The sequence below is a fragment of the Hymenobacter jeollabukensis genome (assembly GCF_005771675.1).
GTDB lineage: Bacteria > Bacteroidota > Bacteroidia > Cytophagales > Hymenobacteraceae > Solirubrum > Solirubrum jeollabukense.
This window is the reverse complement of sequence record NZ_VAJM01000011.1, coordinates 43239-58909: the sequence shown is the minus strand read 5'-3', so window position 1 is coordinate 58909 and position 15671 is coordinate 43239. Positions and strand designations below refer to the sequence as shown.

The 15671-nt window shown below is 66.2% G+C and carries 9 protein-coding genes; all 9 read right to left on the bottom strand.

Annotation, left to right across the window (positions count from 1 at the left end; genetic code table 11):
• Positions 1-67 precede the first annotated feature (67 nt).
• On the bottom strand, positions 68-3583 hold the full coding sequence (locus tag FDY95_RS19440; protein WP_171025756.1) for a glycosyl hydrolase: 3516 nt from the start codon (positions 3581-3583) through the stop codon (positions 68-70).
• A gap of 183 nt (positions 3584-3766) precedes the next feature.
• A complete protein-coding gene (fucP, locus tag FDY95_RS19435) occupies positions 3767-5071 on the bottom strand; it encodes an L-fucose:H+ symporter permease (protein ID WP_138080196.1) in 1305 nt (434 codons plus the stop codon).
• Positions 5072-5256: 185 nt separating this feature from the next.
• Positions 5257-5709: a MaoC family dehydratase gene (locus FDY95_RS19430; protein ID WP_138080195.1), complete on the bottom strand. Its 453-nt coding sequence runs from the start codon at positions 5707-5709 to the stop codon at positions 5257-5259.
• A 229-nt stretch (positions 5710-5938) separates the two neighbouring features.
• Positions 5939-7057: a Gfo/Idh/MocA family protein gene (locus FDY95_RS19425; protein WP_138080194.1), complete on the bottom strand. Its 1119-nt coding sequence runs from the start codon at positions 7055-7057 to the stop codon at positions 5939-5941.
• Positions 7050-8306 (bottom strand): extracellular solute-binding protein, encoded by a 1257-nt coding sequence (locus FDY95_RS19420; protein WP_138080193.1) that lies wholly within the window; start codon positions 8304-8306, stop codon positions 7050-7052. Before FDY95_RS19420 ends, FDY95_RS19425 begins: the two co-directional genes overlap by 8 nt.
• Positions 8299-9462 carry a CaiB/BaiF CoA transferase family protein gene (locus tag FDY95_RS19415; protein ID WP_138080192.1) on the bottom strand — a complete coding sequence of 388 codons (1164 nt, stop codon included), beginning with the start codon at positions 9460-9462 and terminating at the stop codon, positions 8299-8301. The genes FDY95_RS19420 and FDY95_RS19415 overlap by 8 nt, the downstream gene beginning before the upstream one ends.
• A 196-nt stretch (positions 9463-9658) precedes the next feature.
• Positions 9659-10816: a CaiB/BaiF CoA transferase family protein gene (locus tag FDY95_RS19410; RefSeq protein WP_138080191.1), complete on the bottom strand. Its 1158-nt coding sequence runs from the start codon at positions 10814-10816 to the stop codon at positions 9659-9661.
• Positions 10817-10985: 169 nt separating this feature from the next.
• On the bottom strand, positions 10986-12182 hold the full coding sequence (locus FDY95_RS19405) for an ABC transporter substrate-binding protein (RefSeq protein ID WP_138080190.1): 1197 nt from the start codon (positions 12180-12182) through the stop codon (positions 10986-10988).
• 119 nt (positions 12183-12301) lie between these two features.
• Positions 12302-15568 carry a glycoside hydrolase family 2 TIM barrel-domain containing protein gene (locus tag FDY95_RS19400; protein ID WP_246074083.1) on the bottom strand — a complete coding sequence of 1089 codons (3267 nt, stop codon included), beginning with the start codon at positions 15566-15568 and terminating at the stop codon, positions 12302-12304.
• Positions 15569-15671: the final 103 nt, after the last annotated feature.

Sequence of the window (15671 nt, the reverse complement as noted above, 5' to 3'; positions counted from 1 at the left end):
TCTACCGCTTCGTTGAATGGTTGCAGGCGAAGCGGTAGAGATGCTTCGACAAGCTCAGCATGACGTTCTATTTCGAGGTCTTTGAATCAGTTTCAGTAGCCGTGCTGATGACCACCGGCCCCAGCAAGCCGGCCGGCAACAGCGGCCGGGTAGCAGCCGGCGCGGGCGCCGTGGTCAGGCTGGTGCGGCGCTGCTCCGGGGGCAAGGCCGCGTCGCCAATGAGGCGGTTGGCCCAGGTGTTGGTCACGCGGATGCGCAGCTGATTGTCGCCCTTGCGCACGGCGTCGGTGATGTCGAGGCGGTAGGGGGCCGTCCAGGCCGTGCCGACGGGCTGGCCGTTCAGCTCCACTTCGGCCAGATTGTTCACCTGCCCGAGTTCCAGGTACACGCGCTGGCCGGGGCGTTTCTTGGTCTTCCAGCGGAAGGTCTGCCGGTAGTCGGCCGTGCCGGAGTAGTGGCGGATGGCCGCGTCCGGGTGCTGGCTCCAGTCGGTGAGCTGCGCAAAGGCCACGGGCTGGGCCGGGCCGCCGGCTTTCGGGTCGAACTGCACCTGCCAGGGGCCGCTCAGTGGCTGGGCGGGCGTGGTGGTCAGCCAGTTCGGGCCGTTGTGAACAGCCGTCTGCGAAGTCGGCTGGCGCAGCACCACGAACACCGAGCCGCTGGGCTCCAGGCGCAGCGGCAGGCGGGTGCGGCCGTTGTCGGTTTGCCAGTCCTGCGCGGACCGGATTTCGCCCGTCACCGCGTCCCACAGCTCCGGCTGCCGCCCGGCCACGCGCAACGACAAATCGATGGTCTGCGTGGAGTCGAGCTGGTTGGCAATGAAGTAGATATCGAACTGCTCGGCGGTGCGGTGCGTCCAGGCCAGGCCGCGGGCCCGCTGGCCGCTGGCGTAGTGGGCCGTCACGTCGCGCGGGAGGCCCAGCGGCTCGAAGGAGTCGGCGGCGTAGGGGCCGCGCAGCACCCGCCCCGAGCCGGCCGGCGCGGGCACCCCGGTGGCGGCGGCGGTAGCCTGGGCGGCGCCCGCCGCGTAGAGCTGCGCCGTGAGCTGCTGCACCTGCTGGTCGGCCTGCGGATAGCCGCGCAGCTCGGGGCTGCGGCCGGGCTGCCGGTCGAGCAGCACGGTGGCGCCGGCCTGCACCAGCTCCCGCAGCTTTTGGGCCACGGCGGGCGTCATGGAGGTGCTGTCGGGCCAGAGGGAGGTGGCGCCGGGCACCACCAGCAGCGCGTAGCTGGCCCCGCCGGGCAGCTCAATGCGGCCGTCGCGCACCCGGGTCAGGCGCAGCAGCGCGTCGGGGTTAAACGAGTCGTAGGCGTAGCCGTGCAGCGGGTCTACCAGCATATCGGCCGTGAAGCTATTCGCCGTGGCCGACACCTTTTCGGGCATCTCACGCATCGGGGAGCCGACGTTGGCCAGGCGCTTTTGCTCGCTCTGCACCTTCGCCGCGCCCACGATGCCGGGCAGCGTGCGGGTCAGGCGCTCGGGCAGCAGGGCGCGGCGCGGGGTTTCCTCGCCGTTGAACACCGCCACGTCGACCACCGGGCGGCCGAGCTGCAACAGCGCCTGGCAGCGGCGGGCATAGTCGACCCAGGCGCGGCCGGGGCGCCACCAGGTCTGGTCGCGCTGGAAGTAGAGGCCCACGCCGTTCAGGGTCATGCCCGGCTGCCGGTCCAGCCAGGGGTTGTGGGCGAAAACGTGGTACACCAGCCGGTTGACGCCCAGGGCGTAGTTGCGGTCCTGCACGGTTTTCAGCATGGCCGGGTGCTCGTCCCAGGCCATTTTTAGCTCGGTAAAAGCCTCCGCCTGCACGATGTTCTTGCCGTAGATGTGCGCGCCCGAAATGGCGTCGAGCATGTCGTTGGGCTTGTCGTGGGTGGGGCTGCGCAGCCAGAACTCGCCCATCGGCGCGTCGGCGTACTGGTAGTGCAGCAGCCCGTCGCTGACCATCGTGGGCGCCACCGCCTCGGCCGAAATGGTCACGCCCTTGGCCCGGGCTTCGGCGGCCAGCGTGGCGTAAAACTTGTCGCCGATCAGCTCGGCAATGGTCTGGCGCAAATCGAACAGCACCCGCTCCGACACCTCGGCGCTCTGCAGGGGCACCCCGGCCAGCACCGGCAGGTAGGGCAGCAAATCGTAGCCCCGGCGCTGCCGGAACTCGGCGGCGAAATTGCTCGACCAGTTCTGGGAGCCGCACTCCCAGCTGTCGACGTGCAGGGTCGTGAGCACCCGCCCGGCCAGCTCCGGCCCGCCCTGGCGCAGGGCTTCGCCAAACCAGCTGTCGAACTGCAGCTTCACGGCCGCGGGGTTGAACTTGTCGCACTCCAGGCCCAATGCGCCGCCGCCGGTGTAGTTGGTGTAGCCGGTGGCGGTGTGACCCACGCGCAGAATCGTCCAGCGCCCGGCCGGGGGCGTCCAGTTCAGACGGCCGTCGGGGCCGAGCTTATCGGTAAGGTTAAGGACTTTGCCCAGCGGCACGCACAGCGAATCGGGCAACTGCTGGGCGGTGTTGCGCGGACTCACGCGCCAGACTTCCCCGTTTTTGCCCTCGTACTGGTTGATGCGCGCCTCCGCCGACAGCCGGATTTCCGAGACTTTCAGCGCGGGTTTCCACTTGGCCGCGTCCAGGTCTTCGCCGCCCGGCTCGGAGCCGGCGGGGTCGTAGCGGAAGCGGAAGAAACGGGCCGTGGTGGTCGGCAGCGCGTGGGTGACGGCGCTGCTGTCCTGCCAGCCGCTGCGCGGCGGCGTCAGGCGCAGGACGGGCCGGAAGGTTTGCCCGTCCTGGCTAACTTCCACGATGAGCCGGTTGGCCTGGTAGTTATAGCCGTTGGAGCGGATGCGCAGGCTGCGGGCGGTGAAGGGCCGCTCGAAAGCGTACTGAATCCAGCCCGGCTCGGTGAGCTTGAAGCCGTCCTTGTTGCCGGCCACGGTTAGCCGCTCGGGCTTGCCCTCGGCGGCGCTGCTGGTCACGGCGGGCTTCACGGTGTAGGTCGACACCCCGCCGCCGGTGGGCGTGGGGTAGGCGTACACGGCAATGTCGCGGTAGTAGCCTTTCACCGCCGCCGGCTGGGGCAGCTGGATAGTTTGCCGGCGCCCGCCGCTGATGCGCGTTTCGCTGGAAACCACCTTCTGCATGGCCAGCTCGGGCGTAATCCAGGGGCCGCCGGCCAGGGCGAATCCGTCGCTCACGTGCATGGCCAGCTTCAGGCCGAGGCGGTCGGCCTCGGTCATGGCGTGGCGCACCATCTGCCACCAGCGCGGCGAGAGTTGCTGGGCCGGCGGGTCAATAAGCGGCTTGTCACCCGCACCGCGGATGGGCATCAAAAAGGCCCCGCCGATACCGGCCTGCTGCATGGCCTCCAGGTCGGCGGTGAGGCCCTCGGGCGTCACCGCCGCGTTCATCCAGTACCAGATAACCCAGGGCCGGGCCGCTTCGGGCGGGTTCTGGAAGGCGGCCTGCAGCTCCGCCTCGGTAGTGGCCGCAGTGGCCGGCGCCGCCTGCGCCCAGGCCGATACCGACGGCAGCCAGCTCAGGGCGGGCAGCGTCAGGAGCAGTAGGGACAGGGGAAGGTTGCGCCGGTTTTGCATGGGGGTGGTAATGGGCAAGAGAGAATTCAGAACGTCATGCTGAGCCCCGCGAAGCATCTCTACCGCTTCATTGTACTCGATTCATGGGCCTGTCTGCGGAGTTTACTATCCGTCGAAGCGGTAGAGATGCTTCGACTGCGCGGACGCCAGATCAAGCATGACGTTCAGTAGATCAGCACTGACTTACACCAGCTTGCGGTTGATGCGGTAGCCGTACTGACCGAAGAGCAGAATCACCAGGAAGCAGCCCAGCGGGATGAGGTAGCCGATCTGGATATTGTCGCCGCGCATATCGATGAGCGTGCCCATTAGGTAGGGCAGGATGGCCCCGCCCACGATGGACATGACCAGCCAGGACGAGCCGGGCTTGGTGTCGTCGCCGAGGCCGGCAATGCCCAGGGCGAAGATGGTGGGGAACATGATGCTCATGAAAAAGCCGATGCCGCCCAGGGCGTAGATGACGTAGGCCCCGTCGCCGAACACGGCCACCGCGCACAGGGCCACGGCTACCACGGCGTAAATCGAGAGCAGCCGCTGCGAGGCCACGTACTTGAGTAGGGCCGTGCCGGCGAAGCGCCCGATCATAAACAGCAGCCCGTACACGGCCAGGTAGTAGCCGGCGGTTTTCTCATCGACGCCCGCGCCCTGCTTGGCCATGCGGATAAAGAAGCTCGTCACGCAGACCTGCGCCCCGACGTAGAAAAACTGCGCCACCACGGCCCAGGTCAGGTGCCGGTGTTTCAGCACGGCGAAAAAGCCGCCGCCCTGGGAGGGCTCAGCTTCGGCGGCCTTTACCTCGGGCAGCTTGCTGAAAAAGAACAGCACCGCCACGGCCACCAGCACCGCGCCCAGCACCAGGTAGGGCAGCTTCACGGCGGCGGCTTCGTGGTTGAGGTAGGCAATGCGCTCGGCCGTGGGCATGGCCGCCAGCTGGGCCTTGCTGTACTCCGTGCCCGAGAGAATCATGTTGGCGCCGATAATCGGGGCCACGAACACGGCCAGGCCGTTGAACGAGGCCGCCAGGTTCAGCCGGCTGGTGCTGCCCTCGGGCGGCCCGAGCACGGCGGCGTAGGGGTTGGCGGCGGTTTCCAGCGTGGTCAGCCCGCAGCCGATGATGAATAAGGCCGTCAGGAACATGCCGTAGGAGCGGGCATCGGCGGCGGGGATGAAGAGGAACGCCCCGCCCGCAAAGGCCAGCAGGCCTAGGATAATAGTGGTTTTGTAACCCAGGCGTTTGAGCAGCATCCCGGCCGGAATGGCCATCAGGAAGTAGGCCAGAAACACGGCCGTGTCCACCAGCGTCGACTGCCGGTTGTTGAGCTGGCAGGCCTTCTGCAGGTGCGGAATCAGGATGGAATCCAGGCTGTGCGCCATGCCCCAGAGAAAGAACACGCCCACCACCAGGATGAACGGAAGCAGGTAGGCGCGGGCGCTGGTGGGGCTGCCGGTGACTACCGGCGGCGGGGTGGGAGCAGGGGCAAGGGCCATCGGGCGGAGCGGGTTTTGGGTGGGGTAGTTGGGGGATTCTGGCGGGCTGTCATCCGGCCCTCGTCAGGTCGTCATGTCGAGCGAAGTCGAGACATCTCGCTCGATAGTAATCTGCTCATTGAACAAGGCTTACTATCCGCCATCAGCACGCGAGATGTCTCAACTTCGCTCGACATGACGTTCAACTAGGCGTGTTGTGGCCGCAGCTTCACCACCAGCAGATGGTCGCAGGCCAGCACCACTTCGCCGTGCTCGTTGAAGATTTCCACGTGCTCAGTTACCTGTCCGTAGCCGGGCTTCTTGCCCTCCGTCTTCTCCGAAATCGTGACTTCCGAGCGGATGGTGTTGCCGATGAACACGGGCTTGATGAAGCGCAGCCGGTCGTAGCCCTTGGAAAAGGCTTCCGGGTTGATTTCCGAGGCCGTCAGGCCGATACCGATGCTGAACACCATCGTGCCGTGGGCAATGCGCTGGCCGAAGGGCTGCGTCTTGCACCACTCCGCGTCGAGGTGGTGGGGGAAAAAGTCGCCGGTGTGCCCGGCGTGGACCACGAAGTCGGTTTCGGTGAGCGTGCGGCCCAGCGTCACGCGCTTGTCGCCGAGGGTGTAGTCTTCGAAGAAGGTGGATTTGAAGTACATAGGTGGTGGCCTCGCGAAACCCTTCCGGGACCGGCCCCCTCTCCTGGGATGTCGCGCATCAAGCGAGGAAGGGGGAGCCTGACGACGCAGCGCAGTCAAAGCGGCGCGGGCTGCTTTAATTGCTACCGGCTGACGGTGTGGGGAGTCGTTGAGTGGTTTTGTTGAGTGGTTTTGAGGAGTTATTGAGCGTGTAAGATGCGGTAGGAAAGCCGGGCAAGTGTCCTGCTCTCTACCGCTTTTCGTTGGTAGTGGCAGCTGAGGCGGCCGCCGCGCCCGGGGCGCCGGGCTTCCCGTCGCTCGATGCGTAGGCGGCTTCCACCACGGCCATGGTCTTGATGACGTCCTCCACGCTGGTGGGCAGCACGCTGGTTTCGCCGTTTTTGAACTGCATCAAACTGCCCATCGTGCCCATAAAGGCGTCCGGGAACCAGGAGCCTTCCAGCTCGACGGTGTGCCAGGCCGGGGCTTCGTTTTCGCGCAGCAGGCAGTACTCGAACTTGTCGGGCACGCCGTGGGGGTAGTCCATCAGCAGGCCCATGCGGGCTTTAATGGCGCCTTTCGTGCCTTCCCACTTGATGAAGCTTTCCTGGTTGTGCGGCCCGAACGAGTGGTCGTGGTTGGTGTTGATGACGGCGTGCAAGGTGTCGCCGTAGTCGAACAAAATGGTGGAGCGCGTGGAGGACAGCACCTTGGCCGGGTGCCGGAGCGTCTTGGCCATTACGCGGCCGGGCTCCCCGAGGAAGCTGCGAATCAGGTCGATGTAGTGGATGCTGTGGTACTGGATTTCCAGGCGCGGGTGCACCATCACGTGCGGAAACAGCTCCCAGGGCGTCTCCAAAGTTACGCGCACTTCCAGATTGTACAGCTCACCGATGAGGCCCTGGCTGAGCATGTGCCGGGCGGCGGCCACGTAGGGTGCGAAGCGCAGTTGGCAGTTGATGGCGGCCACCAGATGCTTGCGGCGGCAGACTTCCAGGATTTCCTGGCTCTGCCAGAAATAGTCGCCCATCGGTTTCTGGATGAGCACGGCCGCGCCGTTGGGCAGCTGCTCCAGGGTGGCCACGAACTGCTCGGGCATGATGGTCACGTCGTACACCGCGTTGGCGGGGGCGTGCTGCACGGCTTCGGCCACCGAGTCGTAGACGTGCGGAATGTTCCACTCGGCGGCCAGTTTTTCGGCCCTAGCGCGGGTGCGGTTGGTGATGCCCACCACTTCGAAGCCGGCCTTGCGGTAGGCGGGCAGGTGCGCGTCGCCCACGATGCCGCCAGCCCCGACGATGACGATGGGCAGGGGCCGGGCGGGCCGCACCGGCTGGTAGGGAATCGGGGTGCCGTCGATGCTAAACATAATCCAGAGGGTTGTCCAGGGCGTTGATTTTCAGTTGCGCGGCGGCCAGTAGCTCGGCTACAGGCTCGTCGGTATTCAGGGCCCGCAGCACTGCTTCGTCGATGACGGCGGCCAGCTGGGCCCAGTTGGCTTTCTGCGGCAGCGTTTCGGCCTTTTCGTGCAGCTCCGCCAGCTTGTGGTAGTAGGGCACCCGGGCGTTGATGTCCGGGTCGTGCCAGGTGCTGAGCCGGCAGCCGATACCGCCTTCCAGCGTGAGCTGCTTGTCGTTTTCCGGGCTGAGGGCGAAGCGGATGAAGTCGTAGGCCAGCTGCTGGTGCCGGCTGCCAGAACCTATTGCATATAGCCAGTACACGTTCAGCGACGCGGAGCTGCCCACGGTGTTTTCGCCCCTGGGCACGGCGGTGATGTCGACTTTGCCGCGCACCGGGCAGGCGTCGTCCACCTCGCACACGGCCGCGAAGCCAAACCAGTTGATCATCAGCGCCGCCTCGCCTCGGGCAAAGGCCTGCCCCGCCCGCACCGACTCGTACTGCATCGACTGCGGGTGAATGGCGTTGGTGTCGCGCAGCAGCTGGCGGTAGAAGCTCAGGCCCGCCCGCGCCGCCTCGGAGTCGATTTGCAGCCGGTCCTGCCCGTCGTGCAGCTGGCCGCCGCGGGTCCAGAGGTGCAGGCAGAAGTCGAAAACGGTGTTGTGCCCGTCGGGGTAGCCGGCGGCCACGAAGCCGTAGAGGTTCTGCTCGGGGCGGTGAAAAAAGCGGGCCACCTGCTGCAGCTCTTCCCAGGTAGCAGGCGGTTGCAGCGGCCGGCCGTGCAGCTGCCGGAACTCGGCCTGCTCCGTCGGGCTGTCGAACAGGTCCTTGCGGTAAATCAGGCACTCCGGGCCGTCGTGGAAGGGCAGGCCGAGCGTGGTGCCGCCGTATTCCTGCATCCCCAGCAACGACGGGCTCCAGCCCTGCGGAAAATCGGCCGGCGGGTTCTGCCGAATCAGTGGCGCGAGGTCCAGCAATGCGCTGGCGGCCTGGGCTTCGGGCAGCCAGTCGGTGTTGATGTGGGCCAGGTCCCAGGCGCCGGTTGCCAGGCCCTGATCGGTCAGCAGGCTCTGGTGCAGCGGGTGCAGGTCCAGGGCCACGAACTCGGCCGGCAGCGTGCAGCCGGAGTGGGCGCAGAAGGCCGCCCAGAGCTTCTGCATGTGGGCTTCGAAGGGCGCGAACTTGCGCACGGCCACGCGGAAAGGCTGTTGCTCAGGCATCTTGGCGGGCGTTGCTGGTCATGAATTCCTCTTGCAGCCGGGCGTTGTCCTGGCCCAGCTTCGGCGAGCCGACGGGCGAAGTCAGCCGCTCCCCGTCGAGGCGGATGGGGCAGCGGGTGGTCTGGTACTCGTAGCCGTCGAGCTGCCGCACGGTCTGCGTCATTTCCAGGCCGCGGAAGCCCTCGTGCCGAAGCAGCTCGTCCCAGCGCAGCACGTTGGCGCACCAGATATCGGCGGGCTCCAGCACGGCCAGCCAGGCCTCGGTGGTATTGGTGCGCAGGTGCTCGGCCAGCGTGGCTTTGATTTCGTCGCGCTGGTCGAAGGCCTGTTTCGGCTCGGGGTAATTCAGCAGCGCCGGGCAGCCGAGCAATTCGCCCAGCTTCGGGATGGAACCCATGGCCAGGGCCAGGTAGCCGTTTTGGGTCTGGTAGATGCCGTAGGGCGCGCCGAGGTAGGCGTGGGCGCTGTTGTGCCGGGTCCGTTGGGGTAGCTGCCCGCCGTCGTTGAAGAAGGTGGTCAGCGTCTCGAACTGGAAGTCGATGGCCGATTCGAGCATGCTCACCTGCACCAGTCCGCCTTCGCCGCGCAGGCTGCGCCGCACCAAGCAGGCCAGCAGCCCCTGGGCCAGGTGCGCCCCGGCCAGCATGTCCACGATGGAGAGGCCCATCGGTACCGGGCCGCTGCCGTCGTTGCCGCTCAGCCAGGTCAGGCCCGAAACCGACTGCAGGAGCAAGTCCTGGCCGGGCTTGTCGCGCCAGGGGCCGTCGGGACCGTAGCCGGAAATTTCGCCGTAAACCACCGTGGGATTCTGCGCCCGTACGCTCTGGTAGTCGAAGCCCAGGCGCTCCATCACGCCGGGGCGGTAGTTGTGCATCACCACGTCGGCGCGGCGCACCAGCTCCCACACCTGGGCGCGGTCGGCGTCGTTTTTGAGGTCGGCGGCGAAGCTTTCCTTGTTGCGGTTGATGGCGTGAAACACCGACGACTCCCCGTTCATGATGACGTTGGAGGTGTACAGGTGTCGGCAGATGTCGCCGGTTTCGGGCCGCTCAATCTTGATGACCCGCGCCCCGAAATCGGCCAGGCGCAGGGCCGCCGAGGGGCCGGAGAGAAACTGGCTGAAATCAACCACTAAGTAGTCTTCGAGCGGTTTCATGGGTAAAACGATTGAATCAGAACGTCATGTCGAGCTTGTCGAGACATCTCGCGTGCTTCGTCGCGCTATATACGCCTCACCCCCCGGCCCCCTACCTCGCTTGATGCGCGACATGAAAAAGGAGAGGGGGAGCCACGGCGGCGCGGGCGGATTGGGGCGCGGTTTTGGTCTAACGCTCTTTCTTTGGTGGCTTAGGTTAGTGGTTATTCAGTTGAAATTCCGCGTCGATTTCGGCGGTGTGCTGGCCTGGGCGCGGGGCGGCCTGGGCCGCGTACAGCTTCTCACCGTCGATGCGGATGGGGCAGCGGGTGGTGGCCAGCTCCTGGCCGTCGGGCAGCAGCACCTGCTGCTGCATGCCCAGGGCCTGGAAGCCGGGGCTGCTGGTGGCCTGCTGGTAGTTCAGCACCTCGGCGCACCAGATGCCCAGCGGCTCCAGCGTGGCTAGCCATTCTTGCGTGGGCTTCTCGCGCAGGGCGGCGGTGAGCTTGTCGGCAATGGCGTCGCGGAACTCAAACCAGGACGCCGGCTCCGGAAACGCCGCCAGAATGCCGCAGCCGAGCGTTTCATCGAGCTGGGGCAGGTTGCCCATAGCCAGGGCCAGGTGCCCGTCCTGGGTGGGGTAGATGCCGTAGGGCGCGCTTAGGTAGGGGTGGGCGGTGCCGCGCACGGCGCCGCGCCGGGGCAGCTGCCCGCCGTCGTTGAGGTGGGTGGTCAGCAGCTCAAACTGCATGTCCAGCACCGATTCCAGCAGGCTGGCTTCCACCAGCACGCTCCGGCCCGTCTTGCCGCGCTTCAGCAGCCCCGCCAGCAGCCCTTGCGCGAAGTGCGAGCCGCAGATGATATCGGCCACGGCAATGCCGAAGGGCGTGGGGCCGTCCTGGGCGGTGCCGCTCAGCCAGGTCAGCCCCGCCATCGACTGCACCAGCAAGTCCTGCCCCGGCTTGGTGGCCCACGGCCCCGTCGGGCCGTAGCCCGTCACCACGCCGTAGACGATGCGCGGGTTCAGGGCGCGCACCGAGTCGTAATCAAGGCCGATTTTCTCCATGATGCCCGGCCGGAAGTTGTGGGTCATGATGTCGGCCCGGGCCAGCAGCTGCCGCACGCGGGCCAGGTCCTCGGGATTCTTCAGGTCGGCCGCGTAGGATTCTTTGTGGCGGTTGATGGTGTGAAACACCAGGCTGCTGCCGTCGACGAACAGGTTCTTGATGGCAATCTGCCGGCCGGCCTCGCCCGCGCCCGGCCGCTCAATCTTGATGACGCGCGCGCCGAGGTCGGCCAGCCGCAGCCCCGCCGAGGGCGCGGCCAGAAACTGGCTGAACTCGATGACGAGCAGACCTTCCAGGGGAAGTGACATGGGATGTTGATTTAGACTTTGGCTTCCAGACCGTCATTCCGAGCGAAGTCGAGGAATCTCGCGTGCTGAGGTCCGGTAGTAATTCCTTTCGTCAGGTTGATTACTGCCGGACGTCAGCACGCGAGATGTCTCGACAAGCTCGACATGACGGGCTGGGGTAGTCGTTCGGTTAGCGTTGTTCAGCCGTTGCGGCTTGCGGTTCTGCCGCTTGCATCTGCCGCGACTCGCGGTACAGCTGGTTGAGCTGCTGGAGCAAAGCCCGCTCGTCCCCGCCGTGCATCAGGTACTGGCGCACCGGCTCGCCGGCGTGGTCCTGGAAGAACATGTGGCCGTGGTAGCGCGGGCGCAGAAAGGCGCGCTGCAGCGTGGGCAGGGTGGCGCGGAAGTAGTCGTGGCTCTGCTGATTCGGGTGCTCGGCCTGCCAGGCAGCAAGGTGACCGGGCTGCCCGCCGTTGTCGAAGTACAGCGTCTGCTGGCAGCCGGGCGAGGCCACGAACTCGGCGTACTTGGCCGCCACCTCCACGTGCTGGCACTTGGCCGAAATAGCCAGGCCGGTGCCGCCCAGGGTGCTGCGCATGGGCGTGCCGCCGGGCTGCAGGGCCACCAGGTCGTGGAAGTGCAGCAGCTGGCGGGCGTAGCCGCGGCGGGCGTAGTTGCTGTAGCCGTAGGCGAAGGGGCAGTAGGCCAGCTCATCGGTCTGCGTCATGGCCTCGTACACCTGGATGGGGTTGCGCTGGAAGCAGGCCGGGTCGACTTTGCGGGCCAGCTCCCGGAACATTTGCAGGGCCTGCACGCCCACGGCTTCGCTCACCACCTCGTCCTCGCGCTGGCAGGGGTCTTCGCCCAGCGAGCAGCAGAACATGTAGAAGCTCATCAGCGTGTCGATGGGAATCAGCGCGAAGGCCACCAGGCCCCGGTCGGCCAGCTGCAGCAGCTCCTCGAACGTCTTCGGAACAGACAAGCCGTGCCGGGCCAGCAGATCGGGGCGGCTGGCGGCTACGGGCGTGGCCGCGTCGATGGGCAGGGCCCACTGGTGGCCGCTGAAACCGTAGCTTTCGTAGGAGTGGCCCACGGTATTGGCCTGCTGATCGGCCAGGAAGGCGGCGGGTAGATGCTCATTCAGCGGCAGAATGGAGCCGGTGCGGGCGGCGAAGCCGGCCCAGGGGTGGTCGATAACCAGCAGGTCGAACCGCTCGGCCAGCTGCTGGATGGACTCGTCGGCGAACTGCTGCAGGCTGCGCTTTTCCCAGCTGATGCTCACGTGCGGGTGCAGCTCCGCAAAGCGCTGCGCGGTGGCGGCCATCGGCACGAAGCCGCGGCTGTGGTTCCAGGTAATGCCTTTCAGGTGAATGTGTTCGGCGGACATGGTGGAGCGTTGCGCCTCACCCCCCGGCCCCCTCTCCGGAAAAGGGAAATGCGTATCAAGCATTTCTTCGGGGGGCCAGACGCGGGATGCAGCGGATTGGAGGAAATGAATTTTGAAACTCAGCGCAAGGAGCCGGTTGCTCCAGCGGGCGGCGTGGTGGTCTGGCGGGCGGTTGAGGTCGGAAACCGGATGCGGCGGGCCAGGTCGGCGGGCTTCTTCTTCCCAGCCACCGGCAGCAGGTAGAAGCTGTAGCGGTAGGGCTTGGCGGGCAGCTGGTACTGCGGCAGCGGGGCGGCCTGGTCGTCCCAGCTGGTGTTGCCGCCCACGCCCATCTGGGCCAGGTCGAGGTTCAGGGTAATAAAGCCGGCATCCTTGAGGCGGTTGGTGTGGCGGGCCGACTGGATATTCTGCTCGGTGAAGGGCAGCGCGGTCATGCTCAGCAGCGAATCGGCCACTACCAGCAGCCCGCGACCCTGCTTGTCGGAGAGCTGCAGCCAGCGGATATCGGTGCGGGTGCCGAATTCCTGGGGCACCACGTAGGAATCAGCAGCGCCCGGCAAGGCGTGGCTGTAGATGCCCGCGTCGATGCCGTAGCGGCGGTCGATGTAGTTTTCCCAGGGGCCGCGGCCGTAGTAGCTGAGCTGGTCGTAGCTGCGCCGGATGCCGCCCCGCAAACCCACGCGGGGCAGGTTCGGCAGGCCGGCGGCGGGCGTGAGGGCGTAGTCTACTTTCAGCACTCCGTCGCCGTTTACGGTGTAAGTCACGCGCACTTTGGTGGTGGCGTCGATGAGGGCGTAGGTGCTGGTGAGGCTGGCCTGGCCGGTAGTGGATTTGTCGAGGGTCAGACTTTCGAGCTTGGGCTGGGCCTCAAACCAGGGCTTGAGTTTCTTCGGGGCCTTCCAGCCGCGCCGGTCGTTGTCGGTGAGCGGGCGGGTGAAGTGGGGCAGCAGCGGGGCGGCCAGCTGCTCGGCGCCGTTCTGCTGGTAGCTGGTCAGCGCGCCCGTTGTTTTGTCGATGCTGACGGTGAAGCCCTTGCCGCTGATGACGTAGCTCTTGGCCTCGTCGCGCACGGCCACGGCGGGGAAGCTTTTGGCGGGCTTCTGCGGCTGGGCCAGGCCGGTCAAGGCTAGCTGGTTAGCGGCTACTTCGTGGCCTTTCGGCGCCCACCCGGTAGCCTCCGGCAAGGTGAACGAAACCGTGGCCAGGTACTCCGCGCCGACTTTCAGCTTGGGCAAGTAGGGCTGCAGGTTGATGACGGTGTCGCGCTGGGCGGCCAGGCGCAGGCGGGGCAGCGGCTTGGTAGCCACCACGCGGCCGTCTTCGCGCAGGGTCAAGGTCAGCAGGTAGTCGGCGGCCGACTTCGACGCGTGGCGGTTCTGCACCTTCACCAGCGCCTGGCCGGCGTCGGCCAGCGTGGTTTCCAGCGGCTGATTCACGCGCTTGCACTCGTAGAGGGCCGCTTTCGGATTGCCTTCGGAGTCGGCTATGCCCTTGATGGTGAAGTCGTCGTAGTACTTCTCCTGGAAGTCGCCGCCGTAGGCGTAGTAAGCCGTGCCCACCGAGTCGCGCTTGAGCAGGCCCTGGTCGCGGTACTCCCAGATGCAGCCGCCGATGATGCGCTTGGTGGCGCGCCAGGCGTCCCAGAACTCCTTGATATTGCCGGTGGCGTTGCCCATCGAGTGGGCGTACTCGCAGAAGAAGATGGGGCGGTTGTCGCCGTTGGGCTGATTGGCCAGCAGCTCGGCGGTGAAGATGCCGGGGTACATGCGGCTGACCATGTCCACGTAGGCCTGGTCGCGGGGGACCTGGATGCGGTAGGCGTGGTTTTTGGGGTAGCCGGGGTCGGAGGGGCTGATGTAGCCGTCGAGGTGCGGGTCGCCCTGGGCCGGCTCGTAGTGCAGCGGGCGGGTGATGTCGAAGTCGTGCAGCCAGGCGGCCATGGCAGCGTGGTTGGGCCCCCGGCCCGATTCGTTGCCGAGGCTCCAGAACACCACCGAGGGGTGGTTTTTGTCGCGCAGGGCCATGCGCATGCTGCGCTCCTGGTAGGCGGCGGTCCAGGCCGGGTCGTTGCTGAGCTTGGCGCCGAGGCCGTGGGTTTCCAGGTTGGCCTCATCCATGACCAGGATGCCATACTCGTCGCAGAGGTCGTAGAAATACGGGTCGTTGGGGTAGTGCGAGGTGCGGATGCAGTTGAAATTGAACTGCTTGAGCGTCAGCACGTCCTTGCGGATGTCCTCCCTGCTCACGGCCATGCCCTTGGTCGGATGATGGTCGTGGCGGTTGACGCCGTACAGGTAGGTCAGCTTGCCGTTGATGAGCAGCTTGCCCGTCTGCTTATCAAACTCCACGCTGCGGAAGCCCACCTTGCAGCTCTTACTTTCCAGCACCGCACCCGATTTATCGGTCAGCGTCAATACCAGCGTGTACAGGTTAGGCGCCTCGTCGCTCCACTTCAGCGGCGCCGGAATCTTGGTTTCCAGCAGCCCGAACTTGGCGTTGTCGAGGCGCGGGTATGGCTCGTTGATGATGCTTTCGGCGGTGCGCTGCAGCGGCTGGGCCAGCACCGGTTTACCGGCTTTATCGTAGAGCTGGGCCCGGACTTCGTAGCCCTTCAGGTCGTTGTCGCCGGTGAAGTTTTCCAGGCGCGGGCGGACGCTGAGCACCGCGTCCTGGTACTGCTTGTCGAGCTTGGCCTGCCAGTGGAAGTCGGCCAGGCGCATTTTCGGCTCGGCCAGCAGCAGCACTTCCCGGTAGATGCCGCTGAGGCGCCAGTGGTCCTGGTCTTCCAGATAGCTGCCATCCGACCAGCGCATCACCTGCACCGAAACGACGTTTTCGCCGGCCTGCAGGTAGGGCGTCACGTTGAACTCCGAGGGCAGGCAGCTGTCCTCGCCGTAGCCCAGGAACTTGCCGTTCACCCACACCTTGAAGGCCGAGCTGACCCCGCCGAAGTGCAGGGTCACGTTCATGCTCTTCCAGTCGGCTGGCACCGAGAAGCTGCGCTGGTACGAGCCCACGCCGTTGTAGTCCTGGGGCACGAAGGGCGGATCGACGGGCCGGAAGGGGTACTTGGCCGACTTATAGATGGGCAGGTCGTAGCCGTTCATCTCCCAGTTCGAGGGCACGGTGAGCTGCTTCCAGCCCTGCACGCGGCTGCGCTGAAAGTCTTTGGGCGCATCGGCCGGCTTCGGCGCGAAGCTGAAGTCCCAGGGGCCGTTGAGTGACAGCAGCCGGCCCGATTTCTCGCGGTTGCCTTCCAGCGCGGCGGCTTCGGAGGCGAAGGAATAGGCCGTGGCGCGGGCCCGGTCGCGGTTCAGCTCGGTAATCTGCGGAATCTGCCAGCCGTCGGCCTCGGGCCCCTGGTACACCTGCGGCGGGTGCGACACGCCGGGGAAGAAATATACGCTGGCTTCCTGGGCCTGGGCAGTGAGTGAGCATAGCCCCAGGAGGGCCGCCCAGACGGTGCGCCTCACCCCCCGGCCCCCTTCC